At 62.2% G+C, this 23,195-nt stretch carries 21 protein-coding genes and 1 pseudogene; 18 read left to right on the top strand and 4 right to left on the bottom strand.

Features of this window, described 5'->3' with window-relative positions; genetic code table 11:
- Nucleotides 1-653 precede the first annotated feature (653 nt).
- The 3 genes from AC5QPF_RS31015 (at nt 654) to AC5QPF_RS31005 (ending at nt 3,013) form a co-directional block, all read left to right on the top strand.
- The gene (locus tag AC5QPF_RS31015) at nt 654-1,136 is read left to right on the top strand and encodes a type VI secretion system tube protein TssD (protein ID WP_494961372.1); all 483 of its coding nucleotides are present in this window, start codon (nt 654-656) and stop codon (nt 1,134-1,136) included.
- The gene (locus tag AC5QPF_RS31010) at nt 1,133-1,843 is read left to right on the top strand and encodes a DUF4225 domain-containing protein (RefSeq protein WP_494961371.1); all 711 of its coding nucleotides are present in this window, start codon (nt 1,133-1,135) and stop codon (nt 1,841-1,843) included. Before AC5QPF_RS31015 ends, AC5QPF_RS31010 begins: the two co-directional genes overlap by 4 nt.
- An 888-nt stretch (nt 1,844-2,731) precedes the next feature.
- Nucleotides 2,732-3,013 carry a hypothetical protein gene (locus tag AC5QPF_RS31005; RefSeq protein WP_494961370.1) on the top strand — a complete coding sequence of 94 codons (282 nt, stop codon included), beginning with the start codon at nt 2,732-2,734 and terminating at the stop codon, nt 3,011-3,013.
- A 305-nt stretch (nt 3,014-3,318) separates the two neighbouring features.
- On the opposite strand, the gene AC5QPF_RS31000 is transcribed toward AC5QPF_RS31005, so the two are convergent.
- Entirely contained in the window at nt 3,319-4,359 is a 1,041-nt protein-coding gene (locus tag AC5QPF_RS31000; RefSeq protein ID WP_494961369.1) for a substrate-binding domain-containing protein, read from the bottom strand.
- Nucleotides 4,360-4,673: 314 nt separating this feature from the next.
- On the opposite strand from AC5QPF_RS31000, the gene AC5QPF_RS30995 reads away from it, so the two are divergent.
- From AC5QPF_RS30995 to AC5QPF_RS30925, 15 genes and pseudogenes are all read left to right on the top strand, one after another.
- Nucleotides 4,674-6,812: a TonB-dependent receptor domain-containing protein gene (locus tag AC5QPF_RS30995; RefSeq protein ID WP_494964280.1), complete on the top strand. Its 2,139-nt coding sequence runs from the start codon at nt 4,674-4,676 to the stop codon at nt 6,810-6,812.
- Between the two features lies 1 nt (nt 6,813).
- Nucleotides 6,814-8,145 (top strand): NtaA/DmoA family FMN-dependent monooxygenase, encoded by a 1,332-nt coding sequence (locus AC5QPF_RS30990; RefSeq protein WP_494961368.1) that lies wholly within the window; start codon nt 6,814-6,816, stop codon nt 8,143-8,145.
- Nucleotides 8,146-8,155: 10 nt separating this feature from the next.
- Nucleotides 8,156-9,193, top strand: a complete 1,038-nt coding sequence (mgrA, locus tag AC5QPF_RS30985; RefSeq protein ID WP_494961367.1) for an L-glyceraldehyde 3-phosphate reductase — start codon at nt 8,156-8,158, stop codon at nt 9,191-9,193.
- Nucleotides 9,194-9,196: 3 nt separating this feature from the next.
- On the top strand, nt 9,197-10,120 hold the full coding sequence (locus tag AC5QPF_RS30980) for an aliphatic sulfonate ABC transporter substrate-binding protein (protein WP_494961366.1): 924 nt from the start codon (nt 9,197-9,199) through the stop codon (nt 10,118-10,120).
- Between the two features lie 425 nt (nt 10,121-10,545).
- Entirely contained in the window at nt 10,546-11,019 is a 474-nt protein-coding gene (locus AC5QPF_RS30975; protein ID WP_494961365.1) for a YMGG-like glycine zipper-containing protein, read from the top strand.
- Nucleotides 11,020-11,358: 339 nt separating this feature from the next.
- Nucleotides 11,359-12,438: a methyl-accepting chemotaxis protein gene (locus tag AC5QPF_RS30970; RefSeq protein ID WP_494961364.1), complete on the top strand. Its 1,080-nt coding sequence runs from the start codon at nt 11,359-11,361 to the stop codon at nt 12,436-12,438.
- Nucleotides 12,439-12,455: 17 nt separating this feature from the next.
- Nucleotides 12,456-12,821 carry a response regulator gene (locus tag AC5QPF_RS30965; protein WP_494961363.1) on the top strand — a complete coding sequence of 122 codons (366 nt, stop codon included), beginning with the start codon at nt 12,456-12,458 and terminating at the stop codon, nt 12,819-12,821.
- Nucleotides 12,821-13,144, top strand: coding sequence for an STAS domain-containing protein (locus tag AC5QPF_RS30960; RefSeq protein WP_494961362.1), 324 nt, complete (start codon nt 12,821-12,823; stop codon nt 13,142-13,144). Before AC5QPF_RS30965 ends, AC5QPF_RS30960 begins: the two co-directional genes overlap by 1 nt.
- Before the next feature lie 3 nt (nt 13,145-13,147).
- On the top strand, nt 13,148-15,184 hold the full coding sequence (locus AC5QPF_RS30955; protein WP_494961361.1) for a chemotaxis protein CheW: 2,037 nt from the start codon (nt 13,148-13,150) through the stop codon (nt 15,182-15,184).
- A pseudogene (locus AC5QPF_RS30950) lies at nt 15,175-15,906 on the top strand (MCP four helix bundle domain-containing protein); the annotation flags it as partial. The gene AC5QPF_RS30955 and the pseudogene AC5QPF_RS30950, both read left to right, overlap by 10 nt.
- A 33-nt stretch (nt 15,907-15,939) precedes the next feature.
- Nucleotides 15,940-16,794 carry a methyl-accepting chemotaxis protein gene (locus tag AC5QPF_RS30945; RefSeq protein WP_494964279.1) on the top strand — a complete coding sequence of 285 codons (855 nt, stop codon included), beginning with the start codon at nt 15,940-15,942 and terminating at the stop codon, nt 16,792-16,794.
- Nucleotides 16,795-16,805: 11 nt separating this feature from the next.
- A complete protein-coding gene (locus tag AC5QPF_RS30940) occupies nt 16,806-17,309 on the top strand; it encodes a chemotaxis protein CheW (RefSeq protein ID WP_494961360.1) in 504 nt (167 codons plus the stop codon).
- 2 nt (nt 17,310-17,311) lie between these two features.
- Complete coding sequence (locus AC5QPF_RS30935; protein WP_494961359.1) at nt 17,312-18,124, top strand: CheR family methyltransferase; 813 nt, start codon at nt 17,312-17,314, stop codon at nt 18,122-18,124.
- Nucleotides 18,121-19,188 carry a chemotaxis-specific protein-glutamate methyltransferase CheB gene (locus AC5QPF_RS30930; RefSeq protein ID WP_494961358.1) on the top strand — a complete coding sequence of 356 codons (1,068 nt, stop codon included), beginning with the start codon at nt 18,121-18,123 and terminating at the stop codon, nt 19,186-19,188. Before AC5QPF_RS30935 ends, AC5QPF_RS30930 begins: the two co-directional genes overlap by 4 nt.
- A 147-nt stretch (nt 19,189-19,335) precedes the next feature.
- On the top strand, nt 19,336-19,992 hold the full coding sequence (locus tag AC5QPF_RS30925) for a response regulator (RefSeq protein WP_494961357.1): 657 nt from the start codon (nt 19,336-19,338) through the stop codon (nt 19,990-19,992).
- Nucleotides 19,993-19,998: 6 nt separating this feature from the next.
- Here the strand turns inward: AC5QPF_RS30925 and AC5QPF_RS30920 are convergent, their stop codons facing one another.
- The 3 genes from AC5QPF_RS30920 to hslO all read right to left on the bottom strand — a co-directional run bounded on the left by AC5QPF_RS30920 (nt 19,999) and on the right by hslO (nt 23,160).
- Entirely contained in the window at nt 19,999-20,424 is a 426-nt protein-coding gene (locus AC5QPF_RS30920; RefSeq protein ID WP_494961356.1) for a thioesterase family protein, read from the bottom strand.
- Between the two features lie 111 nt (nt 20,425-20,535).
- Complete coding sequence (locus AC5QPF_RS30915) at nt 20,536-22,077, bottom strand: phosphoenolpyruvate carboxykinase (RefSeq protein ID WP_494961355.1); 1,542 nt, start codon at nt 22,075-22,077, stop codon at nt 20,536-20,538.
- A gap of 180 nt (nt 22,078-22,257) precedes the next feature.
- Complete coding sequence (hslO, locus tag AC5QPF_RS30910) at nt 22,258-23,160, bottom strand: Hsp33 family molecular chaperone HslO (RefSeq protein ID WP_494961354.1); 903 nt, start codon at nt 23,158-23,160, stop codon at nt 22,258-22,260.
- Between the last annotated feature and the right edge of the window lie 35 nt (nt 23,161-23,195).

Here is a 23,195-nt window from a genome sequence, read left to right as displayed (position 1 = left end):
GGTATCTGCACATCTTTTGAGGTGAGAAGGCCCGTCAGTAGATTGCATGAGGGCTGAGAGGTGCTCGCCACGACTTTTCCAGCGCCCTTGAGATCGAGCGCCGCCCGCGCGGCGCATCGCTGGCAAGCCAGCTCCCACATTTGTTGCAACGCGCCATGGCCTGTGAGATCTCCGTTGCCAGCCTTTGGGTGTTCGGCGATATATCGCGGGGAGGCTGTTGGGCTTGGCGGGATATCGAGTCGGACAAACAAGGCGGTCAACTATGGCCTTACAGACATAGGTACGTTGCAATAAATGTGGGAGCCGGCGTTGCCGGCGATGCGCCGCGCGGGCGGCGCTCGATCTTGAGGGCGCTGAAGATCTACCGGCATGCGCCTGGTGGCCATGATGCGATCTCCTGACATACACATGGCAGCCACCACTGTTCCGAAAAGATGTGTAGATACCCAAGCAGCGATAGGGCCGGCAATGACAAAGATGTTGTCAGGTCGGGCCCAATGGCAAGCCAGCTCCTACAGGGATATGCGTTTTCCCGAAATCGGAGTCCTCCCGCCACCTTTCCGAAAATCCGCACATTCTTTCGGAAACGTCTCACAGACGCTGCCGTCTCACCGCTCTAGGCTGCGAACTCCAACCTACACAGGAGTTCGATCATGGCCAATCACAGCTACATGCGCATTACCGGCGACAAGAGCGGGCTGATTTCTGCCGGATGTTCTACCTCGGACTCGATTGGCAACAGATGCCAGATCGGGCATGCCGACCAGATTCTCGTGCTTGCGCTGAATCATGCGATGACGAGCGTCAGCAACGTCTCTCACACCGTTCACAACCCTCTTCTTATCTATAAGCACTTGGACAAATCCTCTCCGCTGCTGGCGCAAGCGATGGCCAACCGGGAAGAGCTGTCGTGCGAGATCGATCTCTACCGGACCGCCAATGGGGGACAGCAGAGGTACTACACCGTGAAACTTCTGGGGGCACGGATCATCGGTATTAACCTCGATATACCCAATGTACTGATGTTTAACGATGCTCCAGCAACCGAGGAGATCATGTTGCGTTACCACAGCATTACTTGGGTTCACCGTGTCGCCAGCACCGATGGTCATGCCTTCTGGGGACCAGAAGAATGACCAAGCGCCCATCGCCATACAGGTTGCAGCAAGAGTCCTGGGAACTGCATCAAAGTGCCGTCAACCTGACGCAGTATGCCTGCATGGTCAGTTCACGATATATCAAGGATGGTGCGCTGCGGGGGCGGTTCAATCGGGATATGGCGTATTACGTACGGCAGGTTCTGGAAGATGTGAGAAGTGCGAAAGCCTCGACGGAAGATGGATTAAAACAGATTAAGACGTGGCAGGATGAGCTGAACCCACACTTTGATACCGGTGTTGGTGTTATTGGTCTTAGAGCAGCTTTGTATCAGATCTTTGATGGCGCGGATCTATGCCGATCACGGGTAGGCTGTATTATCGGACTTCCTATGATTACCCATGGCATTAATAATTTTTACGAAAACAGTCATAACCTCTGGACAGGGCGGTCTGACGCTACTGGCCCAGTGAGGTGGGCATACCGGCGTGGTGCCCGGTGGATGGGCGAGGATCCGGTTAAAGGTGATATTGCCTATGGTTCTGTAGATATATCTTTCTCTGCGGTATCGTTATTGAGGCCTGTGCCGAAGAGAGGCGCTTGGAAATTGTTTAGATATATAAAGTCTGATATGCAGAGTGCTTACAGGAAGATGGGTAAAGTTGCTGTTGTTCTGGATGGGGCCGCAACAGGTTTTACGATGGAAAAACTGTATGAGGTTGTGAATAAGGATGCAGAGAATTGATGGCTTTCCTTTTTTTTCTGGTGGCAATATCCAGTGTGTCGGTGGCGTATTTTTTGAGAGGTTGTGTTTCCGGTGAAAATCTCAAGGTGAGCCACTCTGCCGGCTGCCTCGCTTTTAATTGGATCTTTTGTTTTTTTTACCTGAAGCTCGCACGAGAAGCATGTATTTCGTTTTTAGGATGCTTTCCGGAGTTCATCAATGAGAATCCAGCTGTTTTTTGGACGGCCCTGGTCTGTCTATTTCTACATGCTTACGCTTTTCCAGTGGACTCGGAGGTTAAGCGCTGGGTTTTTCGTAAGAAAAAATCAAACTGATCACCGGTCTTTGATTTTCGTAATGACAGGCGGATATTTTGATTCTTCTAGATAAATCCGTAGGGCGCTGAGAAGTGATTGCTCATGCGCTTGTATTTAGCGCGATCTTAGGTTTGGTTTTAGCCTATGTTCTTAAATTTAGATTTTCAGGAAGAAACTACAATAAATACATCGCGATTTTTCTTGTGCTGCTCAATGCGTTCTGTAGTTTCTTTTACATAGAACTGACCCAGGCTGACTGCGTGCTATTTTTTAAATGCTTTCCGGGGCTGATTGAAAGTAGCTTGATATTGGAAGTAGTAGCGACCGCAGCCATTTTCCTTCACTGCTTTGCCATTCCTACTCAATGGGAGCCGTGGCGGCTGTTTAGGATAAGAAGGAAAATACTTTAGCTCACTTGAAATCGTTGTCATAGGCCATGCCTACATGGCTCTTGGGGAGATGATATATATAAATTAAATCGTGCTTGGATTAGTGGCTTTCTGTCGGGTGATTAGTTAGAGGGTTTTACAGGTGCGTCGCTGGATATCTGGGGTTGGTGCGGGGGTTGGTTGATTTTTTATAGGGGTATTGAATGATTTATCTGGATCTGGCCGTTTTAAGCTTCTTAAGCTTGGCATGTCTCAGAATGCTGCGGGATTACTATCTAGTCGAATGGAGGGGTAATGGGCGGTATTTTCTCTTCTTCATTGTGAATATGGTGGCTTCATATTTCTATGGTGTTGTTTATGAAATTAATTGTGGGAGAACTGGCCCCTGCGCTGGAGAGGTCACCGCAGGAGAAACAATGATGGCATTATTTCCAACATTTCTTCACCTTGTCGCAGGTGTTGATGCATTGAAGGCCACACGATGACGTCCCTTCCATTTTTGCTACTTGTCCTTTTCAGCCTGATACTGGCTCACTGGCTAAAAAGATTCTATGAGCATTTTCGCTACGCTACATGGAAGTACGTTCTAGCCATTTTTGTAAATATGGCATTCCTCTGCATATATACGAGCGCAGCTGAAACAGGTTGCCTGGTGCTCTGGGGGTGTATGGACAGGTGGCGCGACGGGTACCAGATTGTCCAATGGGTGGCTGTTGTCGCAGCAGCAATTCACGGGGTTGCGCTGGGATTTGCGACCTTGTCCAAACGCAAGAACGATTGGTAGTGCTACTCAAGCGCTCTCCCGCCCAATCACCTCGCACCCCAACAGATTCAACTGCACCGCCTCCCCCTCGATCACCCCCAACTGCTGCAACACCCGCTCAGCCGCCATCACCCCCATCTGCAACGCCGGTGGCTTCACCGTAGTCAGCCCCGGCATCAGCATCCCGGCGAACGGATAATCCCCAAACCCCATCACCGCACAATCCTCGGGAATCCTGAACCCCGCCCGCTGCCCGGCCAGCAAGGCCCCCGCCGCCAGATTGTCATTGGCAAAGATGATCGCCTCCGGCCGCTGCGCCGATTCCATCAGCGCCAGCATCGCCTGCTTCCCGGCCTCGAACGGCGCCAGGTCCGTCTCGGGCGCAAACACCTGCGGCTCGCCTCCCAGGGCCGTCAGCGCCTCGACATACCCATCCCGCCGCTCCAGCGCACTGAAATCCCCCGCCGCACTGTTCTGCACGAAGGCGATCCGCCGGTAACCCTTGCCGTGCAGATACCGCGTCGCCACCACCCCTACCTCATGATGGGAAAACCCGATCTGTACCGGCGCCCGCTCGGGTCGGTAGTCCCAGGTTTCCACCAGCGGGATATCCGCCTCGGCGAGCATCTTTTCCGTGGCCGCACTGTGGAAGTGACTGGTCAGCACCAACGCCGCCGGCGACCAGCCGAGAAAGGCGCGTACCGCGTTCTCTTCCTGCTCCGCAGAGAAGTAGCTGGACGCCAGCAGCAACTGGTAGCCATGCCGGCTGAGGGTGTCACTGAAACCCTGGATGGTGTCGGCAAAGATCGGCCCGGAGATGTTGGGGATCACCATGCCGACGATCCGCCCTCGCGCCGACGCCAGTCCGCCCGCCACCAGGTTCGGCACATAGCCCAGCTCGGCGACCGCCTCGGCGATCCGCTCGCGTCGCTCCGGCGAAACCTGCTCCGGCTGGTTGAAGTAGCGCGACACGGTGATGGCCGACACCCCGGCCGCCCGCGCCACCGCCTGCAGGGTCACGCGACCGGCGCCGCGGCGTTTGCGGGTGGGGCTTTTCTCATCGGTCACGGGGCACGTCCTTACAAACTGAAAGGCATATAAAAGTAATTTTTCATTATTGGACGATCTATTCGAGCGCCGCTGATACTGGCGATGTTAGCGCTAACAAAGTGGTTTGTCTGCTACTCGCACGAGCGAATGCCCCAAGAACCCCGCGCTGACGTTTCATCAGGCGCCGCGGTCCGTGACTGCGGTGGACAGGGCATTCATCGAGTAGCGCAACCATGTTCCAGACCGCAATTTCTCCCTTGGCCCAGGCCATCCGTCGTCAACGCCTGAGCCTCGGCGTGCTCGCCTTGAGCGCCTTGCCACTGGCCCCGGCCATGGCCGCCGACGCGGCACCCGCCGTGCAGGACGACAGCCCTGTGCTGAAAGCCGTCACGGTCACCGCCACCCGCCGCGAAGCCTCGCTGCAACAGGTACCGGTAGCGGTGTCGGTGGTGGACGGCGAGCAACTGGAGCGGGAAAACCGCAACAGCGTGGCGAGTATCGTGCAGCAGGTGCCGAGCCTGAATTTCCGTACCGGAGCATCGAACAAGGACACCTCGCTGTTCATCCGCGGTGTAGGCACCATCTCCACCTCGCCGGGGGTCGAGCCGACCGTGGCCACGGTGATCGACGGTGTGGTCCTTGGCCGTCCGGGCCAATCGACCCTCGACCTGCTGGATATCGAGCGCCTGGAAGTGCTGCGCGGCCCGCAGGGCACGCTGTTCGGCAAGAACGCCTCGGCCGGGGTGCTGAACATCACCACCCGCACACCGACGGAAGAGACCCACGGCTTCGTCGAGCAGTCGTACTACAGCGGCAACGAAAGCCGCACCCGTTTCGGCATTGGCGGTAGCCTGATTCCGGACACCTTGAAGGGCTCGATCACCACGCTGTTCGGCAGCTACGACGGCAACGTCGACAACAAGGCCAACGGCCAGGAAGTCAACGGCTACAACCGCAAGGGTGTGCGCGGCAAGCTGGTATTCACGCCCAGCGACGACCTCAGCCTGACCCTCGCCGCCGACTACCTGAAATCCCGCGACGACGCGCCCAACGGCGTGGTCAGCAAGTCCCTGCTGCCGGCGTTCTCCAATGCCCTGGCGCCGGTGCGCGCCGACAGCGACAACCGCGATGTGGTCAGCGACTACCGCAGCCATGTCGACGACACCAACAAGGGCCTTTCGGCCACTCTCGACTGGAGCTTCGGGGACTACACTCTGACCTCGATCACCGCCTGGCGCGGCTGGGATAACACCCAGTGGCAGGACGGCGACCGCCTGGCGACCATCAGCGCCGCCTTCCCCGGCATCGAGGACAAGGGCGAGCTGGAATACAACCAGTACTCTCAGGAGCTGCGCCTGGCCTCGCCGAAGGGGCAGTTCATCGAATACGTCGGCGGCCTGTTCTACATGCACGGCAAGGACGAAGAAACCTACCGTCGCACCCTGCGCACCACCACCGTCACCCAGCAGGGCATCGCCGACTACAGCACCACCAACGACAGCTACGCGGTGTTCGGCGAAAGCACCCTCAACTTCACCGAGCGTTTCCGCGGTATCGCCGGCCTGCGCTGGACTCACGACGACCTCGAATACGACCACCGCCGTGTCTCTACCTCGGCGGTGGCGGTCAACGGCATCCAGCCGGGCACCAGCAGTTCGGGTTCGGTGGATGAGGACGGCTGGTCCGGGCGCCTCGGCTTGCAGTACGACCTGACCGACGACATCACCAGCTACCTGACCTACTCCCGCGGCTACAAGGGCCCGGCCTACAACGTGTTCTTCAACATGCAGCCGCGGGACACCGACGCGCTCAAGCCGGAAACCTCCAACAGCTGGGAAGCCGGGCTCAAGGCCAGCCTGTGGAACAACCGCCTGACCAGCAACCTCGCGGTGTTCCATACCGAGTACGACAACTACCAGGCCAACTTCTTCGACAGCGTCGCCGGCCAGGTGGTGACCCGCCTGATCAACGCCGGCTCGGTGAAGAGCGAAGGTGTCGAGCTGGACTTCGCCCTGCAGGCGACATCGCAGCTGAAACTCTCCGGTGCAGTGGCCTACACCAAGGCGCGCATCGACGAATTCGCCTGCCCGGCGGGGGCCGCGGCGTCGTGCAACGTCAACGGCAAGCCGTTGCCGTACAGCCCGGACTGGAAGAGCTACGTGCGCGCCGACTACAGCATCCCGCTGGACAACGGCCTGGATATCGAACTGGGCACGGACTTCAGCTGGCAGAGCAAAGTGCAGTACGACATTTCCCAGAACGTCGACACGATCCAGGGCGCCTACGGCATATGGAATGCCAGCGTCGCCCTGGCCGACTACAACGAAGGCTGGCGCGTGGCGTTGCTGGCCAAAAACCTTGCGGACAAATCCTACTCACCCCTGCTGGCCACCGGCGGCAACTACGTCTACCGCGCCGTTCCGCGCGATGACGAACGTTACTTCGGCATCCAGCTGCGCAAGGACTTCTGACATGAGCAAAACCCCACGGCAAATGAGCCTCGGCGCCTTTCTGATGGCCACTGGTCATCACGTTGCGGCCTGGCGTCACCCCGATGTTCCGGCCAATGCCGGACTGGATATCCAGCACTACAAACAGCTCGCACGAATTGCCGAGGACGCTTGTTTCGACGCTTTGTTCGTCGCCGACAGCGTGGCCGCAGCGGAAGGGCAGATTGCCAGCAGGATGGCCCGTTCCGACCATTTCGAGCCCCTCACCCTGCTTTCGGCGCTCAGCACCGTCACGGAGCGCATCGGTTTGGTGGCCACAGCTACTACAACGTACAACGAGCCATACCATGTGGCACGCAAATTCGCTTCGCTGGATCATCTGTCGGGAGGGCGGGCAGGATGGAATCTGGTAACGTCCGATGCAGCCGCCGAAGCGCTGAATTTCGGTCTCGAAGCCCACGTAAGCCACGCAGAACGGTATGTTCGCGCTCGCGAGTTTCATCAGGTGGTGGTCGGCCTGTGGGACAGCTGGGCCGACGATGCCTTCATTCGAGACAAGAAATCCGGTACGTACTACAAGCCTGAGTCAGTACGATTGCTCGATCATGACGGCGAACACTTCAAAGTGCGCGGTCCTTTGAATGTAGCCCGCACCCCGCAAGGCCGCCCGGTGGTGGTCCAGGCCGGTTCGTCGCCGGCCGGGCTCGACCTGGCGGCGCGCACCGCCGATGTGGTGTTCACGGCGCAGACCTCGCTGGCATCGGCCCAGGCGTTCTATGCCGACCTCAAGGGGCGGCTGGCGGCCCACGGGCGTGATCGCGATTCACTGAAGATCATGCCGGGGGTATTCGTGGTCACCGGAGAGAGCCAGGCTGAAGCCGAGGATAAGTTCGCGGTGTTTCAGGAACTGGTGGAGCCGGAGGTGGGGATCGCCCTGCTCGGGCGGATGCTCGGCAACTTCGATCTGTCGGGTTATCCACAGGACGGACCCTTGCCAGCACTGCCACTGACCGACAGCGGCCAGCGCAGCCGTCAGCAACTGCTCAGCGAACTGGCCGAGCGGGAAAACCTCAATCTGTCCCAACTCGGTCGGCGCATCGCCGGCGGACGCGGCCATCACAGCCTGATCGGCACGCCGCAGCAGATCGCTGACCAGTTGCAGGAATGGTTCGAAAACGAGGCGGCTGACGGCTTCAACGTACTGGTGCCGCACCTGCCGGGCGGCCTCGAAGATGTCGCACAACACGTCGTGCCGGAGCTGCAGCGGCGCGGTCTGTTCCGCAGTCGCTATGAAGGCCGCACGTTGCGCGAGCACCTGGGCCTGAGCCGACCGAACAACCCCTATTTCTCCTGAGGAAAACCCCATGACCTACGTCGCCGCGCAAACCCGCTACACCACCATGCCCTACCGCCGGGTCGGCCGCAGCGGGCTGGTGCTGCCAGCCCTGTCCCTGGGCCTGTGGCACAACTTCGGCGACAGCACGCCGCTGGATAGCCAGCGTGCGCTGCTGCGCACTGCCTTCGACCTGGGCATCAATCACTTTGACCTGGCCAACAACTATGGCCCGCCCTACGGCAGTGCCGAGACCAACTTCGGGCGCCTGCTGCGCGAGGACTTCAAGGGCTATCGGGACGAGCTGATCATCTCCAGCAAGGCCGGCTGGGACATGTGGCCGGGGCCGTACGGACAGGGCGGAGGCTCGCGCAAGTACATCCTCGCCAGCCTCGACCAGAGCCTGGCGCGGCTGGGGTTGGACTATGTGGATATCTTTTATTCACACCGCTTCGACCCCGACACGCCGCTGGAGGAGACCGCGGGCGCGCTGGCCACGGCGGTGCAGCAGGGCAAGGCGCTGTATGTCGGCATTTCGTCCTATTCCGGCAGCAAGACCCGGGAGATCGCCCGCCTGCTGCAGGAGTGGAAGGTGCCGCTGCTGATTCACCAGCCAGCATACAACCTGCTCAATCGCTGGGTGGAGAAGGATCTGCTGGAGGTGACCGATGAGCTGGGTGCGGGGGTGATAGCGTTCACGCCGTTGGCCCAGGGATTGTTGACCGACAAATACCTGAACGGTGTCCCGCAGGATGCCCGGGTCAACAAACCGGGCGGCGGTTCGCTGCTGCCATCGCACCTGTCCGAGGCCAACCTGGCCCATGTCCGCGCGCTCAACGAGATCGCCCGCGCCCGAGGCCAGAGCCTGGCGCAACTGGCGCTGGCCTGGACGCTACGGGATGCGCGGGTGACCTCGGCATTGATCGGCGCTAGCCGCCCGGAACAGATCGTCGAGAACGTCGCTGCGCTGGATAACCTCGTGTTCAGTGCCGAGGAGCTGGCGCTGATCGACCGGCATGCGGTCGAGGGCGGTATCAACCTCTGGGAAAAGCCCTCGCTGGCGGAGTGACCGATGAAGGCAATCGCACTATTGAGCGCAGGCCTGGCCTTGCTGGGGCTGGCGACCGTGGCGGTGGCCGATCCGCAGGCCCTGCGCATCGGCTACCAGAAGGGCTCCATCGCCCTGGTGCTGGCCAAGGAGCATGGCTTGCTGGAAAAACGCTTCAGCCAGACCACGGTGCAGTGGATCGAATTCCCGGCGGGCCCGCAGATGCTGGAGGCCCTGAATATCGGCAGCCTCGATATCGGCTCTACCGGTGACATCCCGCCGCTGTTCGCCCAGGCGGCGGGCGCGGACCTGGTGTATATCGGCGCCGAACCGGCCAAGCCGTCGGCCGAGGTGATCCTGGTAAAGGACGACAGCGCGCTGCGTCAGGTAGCGGACCTCAAGGGCCGCAAGGTGGCGCTGCAGAAGGGCTCCAGCTCGCACAACCTGGTGCTGCGGGCGCTGAACAAGGCGGGGTTGGGGTTCAAGGATATCCAGCCGGTTTACCTCAGTCCCGCGGATGCGCGGGCGGCGTTCGAGCATGGCAGCGTGGATGCCTGGGCAGTGTGGGATCCGTATGTGTCGCTGGCGCTGAGCGAGGGGCACAGCCGCAAGCTGGCGGACGGCGAGGGGCTGGGGTTGTCCGGTCCGATTTACACCGCGCGCAGGGCTTATGCGGCGCAGAATGGCGAGTTTATCCACAGGCTGCTGGATGAGCTGACGGCGGCGGAAGGGCTGACTCGCAGTGATCGGGCGGAGAGTTTGAAGGTGCTGAGCGCGTCCATGGGGCTGCCGGAAGCGGTGGTCGCCAGCTATGTGGATAACCGGCCGCCGTCACCGGTCCTGCCGATTACGGACGCGGTGATCGAGGCGCAGCAGGCGACGGCGGATCTGTTCTTCGAGAATCGGTTGTTGCCCAAGCGGTTGGATGTGCGCAAGGTACTTCCGTAGCAAGGTTCCCGGCCAGCCGCAGGATCCAGGCTCGACACAGGACCTGTGGGAGCTGGCGAAGCCTGCGATGAGGCCAGCACTGGCAAAGGTGTTGTCCTGATGGACGCTATCGCTGGCAAGCCAGCTCCCACAGGGTGCGCGGCGTTCTCAAGATGAAGTACGGCATTGGATATCGTCAGGAACCAGCCGTAGCTCGACTCGCTTGTCCAGTGTGAACGCCAATTCGCAGACAACAAAAAAGGCCCTGACATCACTGCCAGAGCCCTTTCCCCAAGTAGCCTAAGACCACCCAAAACGACTTAAGTTTCACAGCCAAATCAATAACTTATAAATATGTGTCGCACTCGTGCTACTCGTCGGATTTTCATTGTCAGCCTCTCGCACGGGACGCAGGATCGGCCCCGTCATCCCTTTGAGGCTCTCGTATGAAGTACTCCTCGATTCTTGTGTTGTCCCTCAGCCTGCTCAGTGGCGTTGCCAGCGCAGGCGGCACCACCGAAGCCGGTATTGGCGGCGCATTGGGTGGGGTATTGGGCTCGGTGGTCGGCCAGTCGATCGGTGGCAGCACCGGTTCGGCTATCGGTGCGGGCCTCGGTGGCGCGGCCGGTAGTGCCGTCGGCGCCGACAAACGCAGCCGCGGCGAAGCGGCCATCGGTGGCGCCCTGGGCGCAGCGGGCGGCAACGTGGTCGGCCGCAGCATGGGCGGCAACACCGGCAGCCTGATCGGCGCCGCTGCCGGCGGTGGCGCGGGCGGTGCGCTGGGTAACTACATGGGCAACAAGGCCGACGACGATGATCGTCGCTACCGCGATCGCGGTCGTGGCTACGACCGCCGCTATGTCCATGACCGTGGTCATCACTATGGCCACCGCAAGCACAAGCGTCACTGGCGCGACTGATCGATCGCCCCGCATTGCGCTTTCCCGGAGGGCGGAATGCGGGGAAGTCCCCACATTCCCTGTAACCAATTGCTTATCAAGCTAAAAGCCATCACACCTTTGGCTTACGCCATACACCTACGCCTCCTGCCTTCTCCTAATCCTCATCGGAATCCACCAGTGCTCGGCGCATAAAGCGTTTCAGTCGACAATCCTGTCGAGGTGGTCAGCGCAGTCCCGCATTGTTTTCCCGGGTCACTTTTGTGACTGCCCGGTCGGCTTAAGGGGCGTCCCGATTTTGACGTCAAATCACTATCGCTACCATGCGAAGCCTTCAGAGAAGGACGGTGGGCGTAAGGGATGCGAATGCACGTGGGTATCGGGATAGGGATCGTTCTGTGTGTCGCCGCGATGCTGTCCGGGTTCGCCTGGTTGAATGTCGCCGGGCTACTACTGATTGCCGCCGCCGCGCTGTTCCTCGGACCGCGCAAGACTGTTCCCATGGTCCAGGCCGAAGACCCGCTGCCGGTCGAACCCCAGTCCCATGCCCTCGAACGCCTCCTGCCAGTGGTCGTGCCATCCTGGACCGACAGCCTGCAACAAAGCCGCCGCCTGCTCGCTGACAACATCGGCGGCCTGCTCGAGCGCTTCACCGATATCAGCCAGCGTCTCCAGGCCAGCCTCGACCAGAGCGAAGACGTGCTCACCAGCGGCGGTCTTGGCGAAAACCTGCGTCAGGCCAACCAACGCCTGCACGGCGTGACCGAAGCTTTCGCCGCCGGCAGCCGTCGCCAGCAAGACTTCCTCACCACCATCGGCCACCTCGGCGGCTACACCGGCGAGCTGCAGCAGATGGCCCGCCACGTTCAGGAAATCGCCAGCCAGACCAACCTGCTGGCCCTCAACGCCGCCATCGAGGCGGCCCGCGCCGGTGAGTTCGGTCGTGGTTTCGCGGTGGTCGCCGATGAGGTGCGCAAGCTTTCGCGACTGTCGGCGGAAACCGGCCAGTCGATGGACAGCAAGGTCGGCGAGATCAACCAGGCGATCCAGTCCAGCATCGAAGCTGCCAATGAGCTCGGCGCTGAGGAACAGCAGAACCTCGCCCGCCTGGAGCAGGTGCTCGCCGAAGTCATCAGTGGCCTTGGCAGCAACCTCGACGCGCTCGACGCCGCTTCGCGCAGCCTCCAGGACAACGCTCGTTCGACCCAGGGCGATATCCACGCCGTCATGGTCGCCCTGCAGTTCCAGGACCGCGCTGACCAGATGCTCGATCACCTGCAGACCGACCTTCTGCAACTTCAGGAAGCCATCGAGCGCCGCGACCAGCGCCTGCACGACGCCCAGGCCTGGCTCGCCCGCCTGCGCGAGCGCTTCACCACCAGCGAGGAGCGCGCCGGCCACAGCCAGGCCGCGACCGCCAGCGACGTGACCTTTTTCTAACTGCCGAGTGCCCTGACATGGCCAAGACCATCCTGATCGTCGACGACTCCGCCTCCATGCGCCAATTGGTGAAAATCAGCCTCAACGGTACCGGTCACCAGGTCATCGAGGCCTGCGATGGCCGCGATGCGCTGACCAAGCTCAACGGGCAGAAGATCAACCTGATCATCAGCGACGTGAACATGCCCAACCTTGATGGCATCGGCCTGGTCAAGGCGGTCAAGGCCAAGCCCGAGTACCGTTTCACCCCGATCATGATGCTCACCACCGAAAGCGAGCAGGCGAAGAAGGCCGAAGGCCAGGCCGCCGGGGCCAAGGCCTGGATCGTCAAACCCTTCCAGCCGCAGCAGTTGCTGGCGGCGGTCGAAAAGCTGATCGGCTGATGGCCACCGTCACGCTCCATCCCGCCAGCGATTCGCAGCCCGCGCGCCTGGACGTGCGTGGCGACCTGACCATCTACGAAGCCAGCGACACCCGCCAGGCCCTGCTCGCTCTGCTGGCGCAGGACCCGGGACCTTGGGCCCTGGACCTCGGTGGCCTCGACGAACTCGACAGCGCCGGCGTGCAACTGCTGCTGTCGCTGCAAAAGACCCTGGCGCAGGGCGCGCATGTCATCGACCTGTCTACACAAGGTCGCGCGCTGGTGGAACTGCTGCGCCTCGAATCCCTGTACCCGATCGGCGCCACGGGCGCCGGCGAGGAATGAGCGATGTTCGATAGCGATCAGTGGACGCAACTGCTGGAGGGCTTCCTGGAAGAGGCCCGCGACCTGCTCAAGGAAGCCGAGGACAACCTGCTGCGCCTGGAACAGGTCAGCGACGATGCCGAAGCGATCAACGCACTGTTCCGCGCCGTACACACCCTTAAGGGCTCGGCGGGGATCTTCTCCCTGGACCCGCTGGTGGCCCTGGCCCATCAACTGGAAAACCAGCTGATGGGCGTGCGCGACGGCCAGCGCCAACTGACCTCGGCGCTGGTGTCGCTGATGCTGCAATGCATGGACGAACTCAACGGCATGGTCGAGAGCATCGATCCGCAACACGGCACTCTGGCCCCGCACACGCAGCGCCAGAGCGAACTGCTCCTGGCCCTTGGCGGCAGCGTGGCAGAGAGCGGAGAAGCGGTCGCGGTGGTGGCCGAGGCGGCGGGCGAGATCAACGAATGGTTCCTGTCGATCCGCTTCGACGCCGAGCTGCTGCGCAACGGCTTCGAACCGAGCAGCTTCCTGCGTTACCTGGACCGCCTGGGGCATGTCGAGTCGCTGCAGACCCTGGCCTGGGCGGTACCTGACCTCCATGGCCTCGATGCTGAAGCCTGCTACCTCGGCTACGAGCTGACCCTGCGTAGCGTCGCCAGCCGCGAGGAACTGCTCGACGTCTTCGCCCTGGCCGAGGACTTCTGCACCCTGCGTCTGCAAGCGCTGGAGGAGGAGGGTGGCCCGCAGCCGGTCGCCGAAAGCCGCGAAACGCAAACGTTGGCGCCAGCCACTGAGGTCGTCACGCCCGCTGTCAGCAGCGAGCCGCGCAGTACCCAGGGCAGCAGCATGGTCAAGGTCGCCGCACACAAGCTCGACGAACTGATCAACCTGGTCGGCGAGTTGGTGATCAGCACCGCCGGGGCCCATATGCAGTCGCTGCGCAGCGGCTCGACAGCGTGCATCGAAAGCGTCCAGGCGGTGCAGCAGCATGTCGAGCAGATCCGCGAGCGGGCCCTCAAACTGCGCATGGTGGAAGTCGGCGAGACCTTCAATCGTTTCCACCGCGTGGTCCGGGATGTCAGCCAGGCGCTGGGCAAGCAGATCCAGCTGACTCTGTCTGGCAGCGACACCGAGCTGGACAAGACCCTCATCGACCGTATCGCCGACCCGCTGGTGCACCTGGTGCGCAACGCCATTGACCACGGCATCGAGCCAGCGGAGGAGCGCCGCGCCGCCGGCAAGCCTGCGCAAGGCAGCCTGCGCCTGAACGCCTTCCATGACTCGGGGATGATCGTCCTTGAAGTCAGCGACGACGGTCGTGGCCTGAATACCGCGCGCATCCGCGAAAAAGCCATCGCCCGCGGCATGCTCGACGCCGATGCGCAGTTGAGCGACCAGGACATCCACCTGCTGATCTTCGAGGCCGGCTTCTCCACCGCCGAGGCGGTGTCCAACCTGTCCGGCCGCGGCGTCGGCATGGACGTGGTGCGCAGCGCCATCGACGAGCTGCGCGGGATCATCGAAATCGACTCGCAGCCGGGCCAAGGCTGTACCTTCCGCATCCGCCTGCCGCTGACCCTGGCAATCATCGACGGCTTCCTGGTCAGCGTCGGCGGCGATCACTTCGTGATTCCGCTGGACATGGTTACCGAATGCATGGAAGAGCGCGCCGACGCCCTTGATGCCGGCGGGCACCTGAACCTGCGCGGCAAGCCGTTGCCCAGCGTCGACCTGGGCCGGCACTTCGGCTTGCGCGGTGATCCCCGCGCCCGGCGCAACATCGTCGTGGTCAGCCAGGGCCGGCAGCAGGCCGGGCTGATCGTCGAGCAGTTGCTGGGCGAGTTGCAGACCGTGATCAAACCGCTGGGGCAGATGTTCCAGCACCTGTCAGGCATCAGCGGTTCGACCATCCTCGGCTCCGGCCAGGTGGCGCTGATCCTCGATATCCCCAGCCTGTTCCGTCAATTGCAGCAACGTGCCGAGAGCGAACCCCGCCTCGCCGCCATCCCCAGCATGCCCAGCCTTTCCGGAGAGTCACCATGCAAATGATCAGCAACATGAAGATAGGCGTGCGCCTGACCCTGGGCTTCCTGCTGGTGGTCGCGCTGACCGCCATCATCGGCTTCCTCGGCATTCGCAACCTCGCGCAGGTCAACGACCTGTCCGACCGCATGTACGACATGGACGTGGTCGGTCTGAGCACCCTGCAGGAAGCCAATATTCAGCTGTTGATGGCCAACCGCGCAGTGCGTCGCAGCCTGATGGCGACCACCGTCGAAGACCGCGACGAGTCTGCCCGCATGGCCCGTACCGCGATGGACAAGACTCGCGAACTGGTGAACAGCGCCAAGGCGTTCTTCGTCACCGCCGACGGCAGGGCACAGGTCGCGGCCATCGAGGCTCCGCTGCAGGAGTACATCGCTGCAGCCAACCTGATGCTTAACACCCACCAGCAGTCCGGCGACCTGCAGAACATGAGTGCCGCACTGGAACTGATGCCACGCAATACCGCAGCCGCCAACGAAGTCGACCGCCTGCTCGGCGAGGCCAGCGATGCCAAGCAGAAACGCGCCAGTGAAGCCAATGCCTCGATCACCGAGATCGCCGAGAACTCGCGCTTCCAGATGATCATCCTGGTAGTGGTGGCGACCCTGCTTGGCATGCTGGTCGGCGTGCTGGTCACTCGCAGCATCACCCGGCCGCTGGCGGGCGCGGTGCAGGCTGCCGACCGCATGGCGGCGGGCGACCTGAGCCAGGACCTGGTGGTCGATCGCAAGGACGAGACAGGCCGCCTGCTCGGCGCGATGCAGAACATGACCGAGCGCCTGCGCAGCATCCTCGGTGACGTACGCAGTTCCGCCGACGCCCTGTCTTCGGCCTCCGAGCAGGTCAGCTCGACTTCGCAGTCGCTGAGCCAGGCGGCCAACGAACAGGCGGCCAGCGTCGAGCAGACCAGCGCCTCGGTGGAAGAAATGTCCGCCTCCATCGCGCAGAACACCGAAAGCGCCAAGATCACCGACGGCATCGCCGGCAAGGCCGCCAATGACGCGGTGCAGGGTGGTGGCGCAGTGGGCGACACGGTGCTGGCAATGAAACAGATCGCCGACAAGATCGGCATCATCGACGACATCGCCTACCAGACCAACCTGCTGGCCCTCAACGCCGCTATCGAGGCCGCTCGCGCCGGCGATCATGGCAAGGGCTTCGCGGTGGTCGCCGCCGAAGTGCGCAAGCTCGCCGAGCGCAGCCAGGTAGCGGCTCAGGAGATCGGCCAGGTGGCCTCCAGCAGCGTGCAACTGGCTGAGTCGGCCGGCAAGCTGTTGAGCGAAATCGTACCGAACATCCAGCGCACCTCCGACCTGGTCCAGGAAATCACCGCCGCTTCGCAAGAGCAGAGCAGCGCCGCCGGGCAGATCAACATCGCCATGGGGCAGATGAACCAGATCACCCAGCAGAACGCTTCAGCTTCCGAGGAACTGGCGGCGACCGCCGAGGAGATGAACGCCCAGGCCAGCCAGCTTCAGGAACTGATCGGCTATTTCCGTTTCGAACAGGGCAGTGTCAGCGTGCGCAATCCGCGCGGTGATAGCCTGCCGGCCCCGGTACGCCAGGGGCCGAAGGCGCTGATCGATGAAGGCCAGTTCGTCAGCTTCACTTGAGCGAGGTGCCCATGAGCCAGCCGCAACGAATCGAGGCGCAAGCCGACGCCATCCAGCACCTGAGCTTTCGCGTGCGCGATGCGGGCTACGCACTGCCCATCGCACTGGTGCGCGAGATCATCGAGTATGCCGAGGTCACCCGGGTGCCGATGATGCCGGCGTACATCCACGGCGTGATCAACCTGCGCGGCAACGTGGTGCCGGTCCTCGACCTGGCCGCGCGCTTCGGCCTCAGCCTTACCGCGCCGGGCAACCGCACCTGCATCGTCATCATCGAACTGGCGCTGGGCGATGGCCTGCAACGCATTGGCCTGGTGGTGGATGAGGTCGACGAAGTGTTGGAGATCGACCCGCGGCAGATCATGCCGGCGCCGGCCTTCGGCACCGCGATCCGCTCGGACTTCATCGCTGGTATGGCCCAGCAGGGCCAGGAGTTCCTGATCATCCTCAATATGCTGCAAGTGCTGTCGCTGGACGATATCCGTCACCTCAGCCAGGCGGCAAAGGCCCACTGAACATGTCCGCCATGCCCTCGTTGCCCGTCCTCGGCGAGCAGAACTTCCGCGAGCTACAGAGACTGATGCAGGACGCCTCCGGCATCCATCTGTCGAACAACAAGCGCTCGCTGGTGGCCGGGCGCTTGCTCAAGCGCCTGCGTCACCACCGGATGGACAGCTACGACGACTACATCAGTTGCCTGGCGTATCCGCAGTACGCCCGCGAGCGGCGCCTGGTCATCGACCTGCTGACCACCAACGAGACCTACTTCTTTCGCGAGTACGCCCACTTCGAATACCTCGGTGAGTGGCTGAGCAAGCGTGGCGGGCCGCTGCGCCTGTGGAGCGCGGCCTGCTCGTCGGGGGAGGAGCCTTACAGCCTGGCCATGACCGCCGCCGAGTTCGCCCGTGGCAACGAGTGGTCGATCCTCGCCAGCGACCTCAGCCAGAGCATGCTGGAACTCGCCGAACTGGGTATCTACGACATGGCCCAGGCGCGCTATTTCCCCGAGGGCTGGCTGCATCGCCATTGCCTGTGCGGGGTCGAGGACATGCAGGGGCGGATGCGCGTGCAGGGCTGGCTGCGCAACAAGGTGCAACTGCGCGAGATCAACGTGATCCAGCCGATGCCGGAAAGCCTCGGCCAGTTTGACGTGATCTTCCTGCGCAACCTGCTGATCTATTTCGACACGGCGCAGAAACAGCGCATCGTGCGCAACCTGGTGGAGCGACTGCGCCCGGGTGGACTGCTGTTCATCGGTCACGCCGAAAGCATCCACGGTTTCAATCTACCGCTGCGCCCGGTGCGGCCATCGGTGTTCGAACGCCTATGATCGAGCGCTCCACTCCGATCCGCGTGTTCATCGTCGACGACTCCGCGCTGGTCCGCCAGGTGTTCAGCCAGCACCTCGGCAACCACCCCGGCATCCAGGTGGTGGGCATGGCTGCCGATCCGCTCTACGCCATCGACAAGATGCGCCGCGACTGGCCCGACGTGCTAGTCCTCGACGTAGAAATGCCGCGCATGGACGGCCTCACCTTCCTGCGCCAGATCATGGCCGAGCGGCCGACCCCGACCATCATCTGTTCGACCCTCACCGAGGCTGGCAACGACCTCAATGTCGAAGCGCTGGCCGCCGGTGCGGTCGGGGTATTCACCAAGGCCAAGCTGGGCTTGAAGCAGAGTCTGGAGGGCATGGCCGGGGATCTGGTGCGTTGCATCCAGGACGCGGCGAAAACCCGGCCCGTCGCCCGCCACGTCTTGCCTGTGGCAGAAAAAAAAGACCCGCCGCCTATCTCGGCGCTGCGCCAAACCACTGACCGAATCGTTACACTTGGCTGCTCGACCGGCGGTACCCAGGCGCTGGAATTCGTCTTGCGGCAATTGCCGCCCGATTGCCCCGGCCTGGTCATCGTTCAACACATGCCGGAGAAGTTCACCGCCGATTTCGCGCGCCGCCTCAACGGCCTGTGCCAGATCGAAGTGCGCGAGGCCAGGCACCTGGATCGCGTGCACACCGGGCTCGCCTTGCTGGCGCCCGGTGGCCTGCACATGCAGCTCAAGCGCAGCGGTGCCCACTATCTGGTCGAAGTGCTCGACGGCCCCGCCGTCAACCGGCACAAGCCCTCGGTCGATGTCCTGTTCCGTTCCGCCGCCCGCCATGCCGGCAGCAATGCCTTGGGCATCATCATGACCGGCATGGGCGACGACGGAGCCCGTGGCCTGCTGGCCATGCGCGAACAGGGTGCCAGCACCGTGGCCCAGGATGAGGCGAGCTGCGTGGTGTTTGGCATGCCCAAGGAAGCCATTCGCCTCGGCGCGGCTCAGGCCATCGAGCCGCTGAGTCGCCTGCCGGCGCTGATCAATCAGTTCTGCGTCAGCGCCCGCAATGGCTGAGCATTTCCAGGTCAGACCACCCCCATCGACGCCCTGTTCGCGGCACCGCTGAGCGGTGCACGAGACGCAGGCTTTTCTACCGCAAGGGAGCAGCACCGCGCAGCGAAGATCCGTTCACCCAAATTCATGCGACACGGGCACAAACCTATGCTTTGCCGATTACTGATAGCCGACGATTCGCCCCTGTTCCGCGCAGGCCTGCGAGCGTTGCTCGAACAAAAACAAGAATATGCCGTGGTCGGTGAGGCGGGCGATACGGTGACCACCGTCGAGCTGGCCGAGACGCTGAAACCGGACATCATCCTGCTGGACATTGCCTTGGGCACGATGACCGGCGAGGAGTTGCTACGCGAGCTGTACCTGCGGGTGCCGGCGTGCACGGTGCTGATGCTGTCGTCGCGCTCGGAGCTGGAGTTCGTCATGCACTGCCTGCAGCAGGGCGCCCATGGCTTCCTGCTCAAGAGCGCAACGGTGCAGGAGCTGGAGCTGGCCTTGCAGTCACTGCGCGGCGGCGGTCAGTACCTGTCGTCGGCGGTGCTGCCGCTGGTGATCGGCCAGGCAGTGAAGCAGAACCGCCGGCGTCCGCAGGTCAGCGCGACGATGCAACTGACCGCCCGGCAGATGGAGATCCTGCGCCTGATTGCCCGTGGTGAGTCCACCCGGTCCATTGCCGATGGCCTGGGGCTGAGCGTGAAGACCGTCGAGGCGCATCGTTCGCAGATCATGCACCGTCTGCAGATTCACGATGTGCCGGGGCTGGTGCTGTTTGCGGTGCGGGAAGGGATCATCCGGCTGAACGACTGACAGGGTTCAGCTCAACGCGTGCAGGGCTGTTTCCAGCGTCGCGGGGAAGGTCGCCGGCTGGCCGGTCTGGCGCTCGATGAAGACTTGCACCACCCGGCCCAGGGCATGAAGTTGGGTGCCGCTCTGGTCGAACAGGGCCACTTGGTACTCCACGGTGCTGCCGGCGAAACGCTCGACCCGGATCCCCACCTGCAACAGGTCGGTGAAGCCCGCCGAGGCGTAGAAGTCGCAGGAGGAACTGACCACGAAACCCACCACTTCACCTTCCTGTGGATCGACCTGGCCGTGGGTGGCGAGGTAAGTCTGGATTGCGCTATCGAAGAAGCCGTAGACCGCGGCGCTGGAGATCTGGCCGTTGATATCGGCGTCCTGCCAGCGGGTGGAGATGTATTCGGCGTGGGGGAAGTGTTCGATCAGCAGGTTTTCGGACATCGGTGTTCTCCCTGAAATGAAAATGGCGCTCCCACAGGGGTGGGTGTCGGGTAGTACAAACAAAAAAGCCCCGGCTCTCGCGAGTCGGGGCTTCTTCATGCTGCGATCAGCTTACAGCTGAGGACCAGCTGCCTTGATCGCGTCGGAAACTTCGAACTTCTTGAAGTTTTCGATGAACAGCGAGGCCAGGCCTTTCGCTGCTTCGTCGTAGGCAGCCTGGTCGGCCCAGGTGTTGCGCGGGTTCAGCAGGACGGTCTCGACGCCCGGAACGGTCTTCGGCACGTCCAGGTTGATGATGTCCAGGTGCTCGGTCTCGGCACCGATCAGCGCGCCGCTCTGGATCGCTGCGATCACCGCACGGGTGGTCGGGATGCTGAAGCGCTTGCCGACGCCGTAGCCACCGCCGGTCCAGCCGGTGTTGACCAGGTAGACCTTGGAGCCGAAGCCCTTGATGCGCTTGATCAGCAGTTCGGCGTATTCGCCAGCCGGACGCGGGAAGAACGGTGCGCCGAAGCAGGTGGAGAAGGTCGACTTGATGCCGCCGCCCGAACCCATTTCGGTGGAACCGACCAGCGCGGTGTAACCGGACAGGAAGTGGTAGGCCGCTTGCTCGTTGTTCAGGATCGACACTGGCGGCAGAACGCCGGTCAGGTCGCAGGTCAGGAAGATGACCGCGTTAGGCTCGCCGCCCAGGTTCTTCTCGGAACGCTTCTCGACGTGCTCCAGCGGGTAAGCAGCGCGGCTGTTCTGGGTCAGGCTGCCATCGGCGTAGTCGGCGTGCTTGGCGTCGTCCAGGACGACGTTTTCCAGGACCGCGCCGTGCTTGATGGCTTTCCAGATGACCGGCTCGTTCTTCTCGGACAGGTCGATGCACTTGGCGTAGCAGCCGCCTTCGATGTTGAAGACAACGCCTTCGCCCCAGCCGTGCTCGTCGTCACCGATCAGGTAACGGCTTTCGTCGGCCGACAGGGTGGTCTTGCCGGTGCCGGACAGACCGAAGAACAGGGTCACGTCGCCTTCTTCGCCGATGTTGGCGGCGCAGTGCATCGGCAGCACGTCGGCAGCCGGCAGCAGGAAGTTCTGCACCGAGAACATGGCTTTCTTCATCTCGCCGGCGTAGCGCATGCCAGCGATCAGGACTTTCTTCTGGGCGAAGTTGAGGATGACGCAGCCGTCGGAGTTGGTGCCGTCACGCTCTGGCACGCACTCGAAGTTGGCGACGTTCAGCACTTGCCACTCTTCGCGGCCAGCCGGGTTGTACTGGGCCGGATTGATGAACAGGCAACGGCCGAACAGGTTCTGCCAGGCGGTCTGGGTGGTCATCTTGACGGCGAGGTAGTGCTCTTGCGCAGCACCTACGTGGACGTGGGAAACGAAGTGTTCCTGGGCGTTGTTGAACGCCTCGACACGGGCCCACAGGGCATCGAACTTGTCGGCGGGGAACTTGCGGTTGATCGGGCCCCAGGCGATGGCGTCCTGGGTGCTCGGCTCTTCGACGATGAAACGGTCAACCGGCGAACGACCGGTGCGGTGACCGGTTTTCACGACCAGCGCGCCAGTGTCGGCAAGCTCGCCTTCACCGCGTTTCAGTGCTTCTTTTACCAGCTCGTCGACGCTCAGATCGGTGAACACGGCGTTGTTGGCTTGCGTCATGAGATACCCCATCCGGCCCGGTGGCCGAGTGCTCCAAACGATTTGTAGTAGATCTTTACAAACTACTACAGCGAAAAAAGTGGCCGGATTATGCCAGAAACGCCCAAAAAAAGTAGGGCCCTCCTGTCAGAACTGCGTCTTAAGCGCATTCGACAGGAGAATTCCCTGGGCGGAAACGTTTCAGTGACGAGTTTCTGATGGTGCGTCCACGCCACCACCAGCGAACAACTGCTCCACATCCGCCGCATCGAAGCGATAGCGTTCGTTGCAGAACTGGCAATCGATCTCGATCCGGCCGCCATGTTCGGCCACCAGCTCGCGCGCATCGTCCAGGCCGAGGCTGACCAAGGCACTGCCGGAACGCTCCCGCGAACAGCTGCAGCGGAACTGCAGCGGCTGGATGTCGAACAGGCGTACGGCGTCCTCGTGGTAGAGGCGGTGCAGCAGGGTTTCGTTGTCCAGGCCAAGCTGCTCCTCGCGGCTGAGGGTGCCGGCGAGGGTGGACACGTGGGCCCAGCTTTCGGCGCGCTCGTCGGCGTCCGGCTGGCGGTCGACCGGCAGTTGCTGCAGCAGCATGCCACGGGCGCGGCCGCCGTCGGCGCTGAGCCAGAAACGGGTGCCCAGCTGCTCGGACATGACGAAGTAGTTGGTGAAGGATTCGGCCAGGTCGGCACCATCCAGTTCGACGATGCCCTGGTAGCGCTGGCCGTGGCGCGGATCGATGGTCAGCGCCAGCATGCCGTTGGGCATCAGCTCGCGCAGGCCGGCGTCGGCACTCAGCGCTTCGCCATCATAGCGGGCGATGCCACGGATCTCGCGCTCGCTGGAGCACTCGACCATCAGCAGCGGCACCGGGCCATCGGAACGCGCCTGGAGAATCAGCAGTCCATCGAACTTGAGGGTGCCCACCAGCAGGGCGGCGGCGGCCATCAGTTCGCCCAGCAGTTGCGCGACCGGCTGCGGGTAGGGGTGCTTTTCCAGGACCCGGGCATAGCTGCTTTCGAGGCAGACGAGTTCGCCGCGGACATCGCGCTCGTCGAAGATGAAACGTTGGGTGAAGTCGGTATCCGGCAAATCGCTCATGGGGTTCCGCTGCTGGCAATTATGACAAAATGATT

Source organism: Pseudomonas sp. Con_6 (assembly GCF_059379395.1).
Note: the sequence above shows the minus strand (reverse complement) of the source record. Positions and strands in the feature narration are given on the sequence as shown.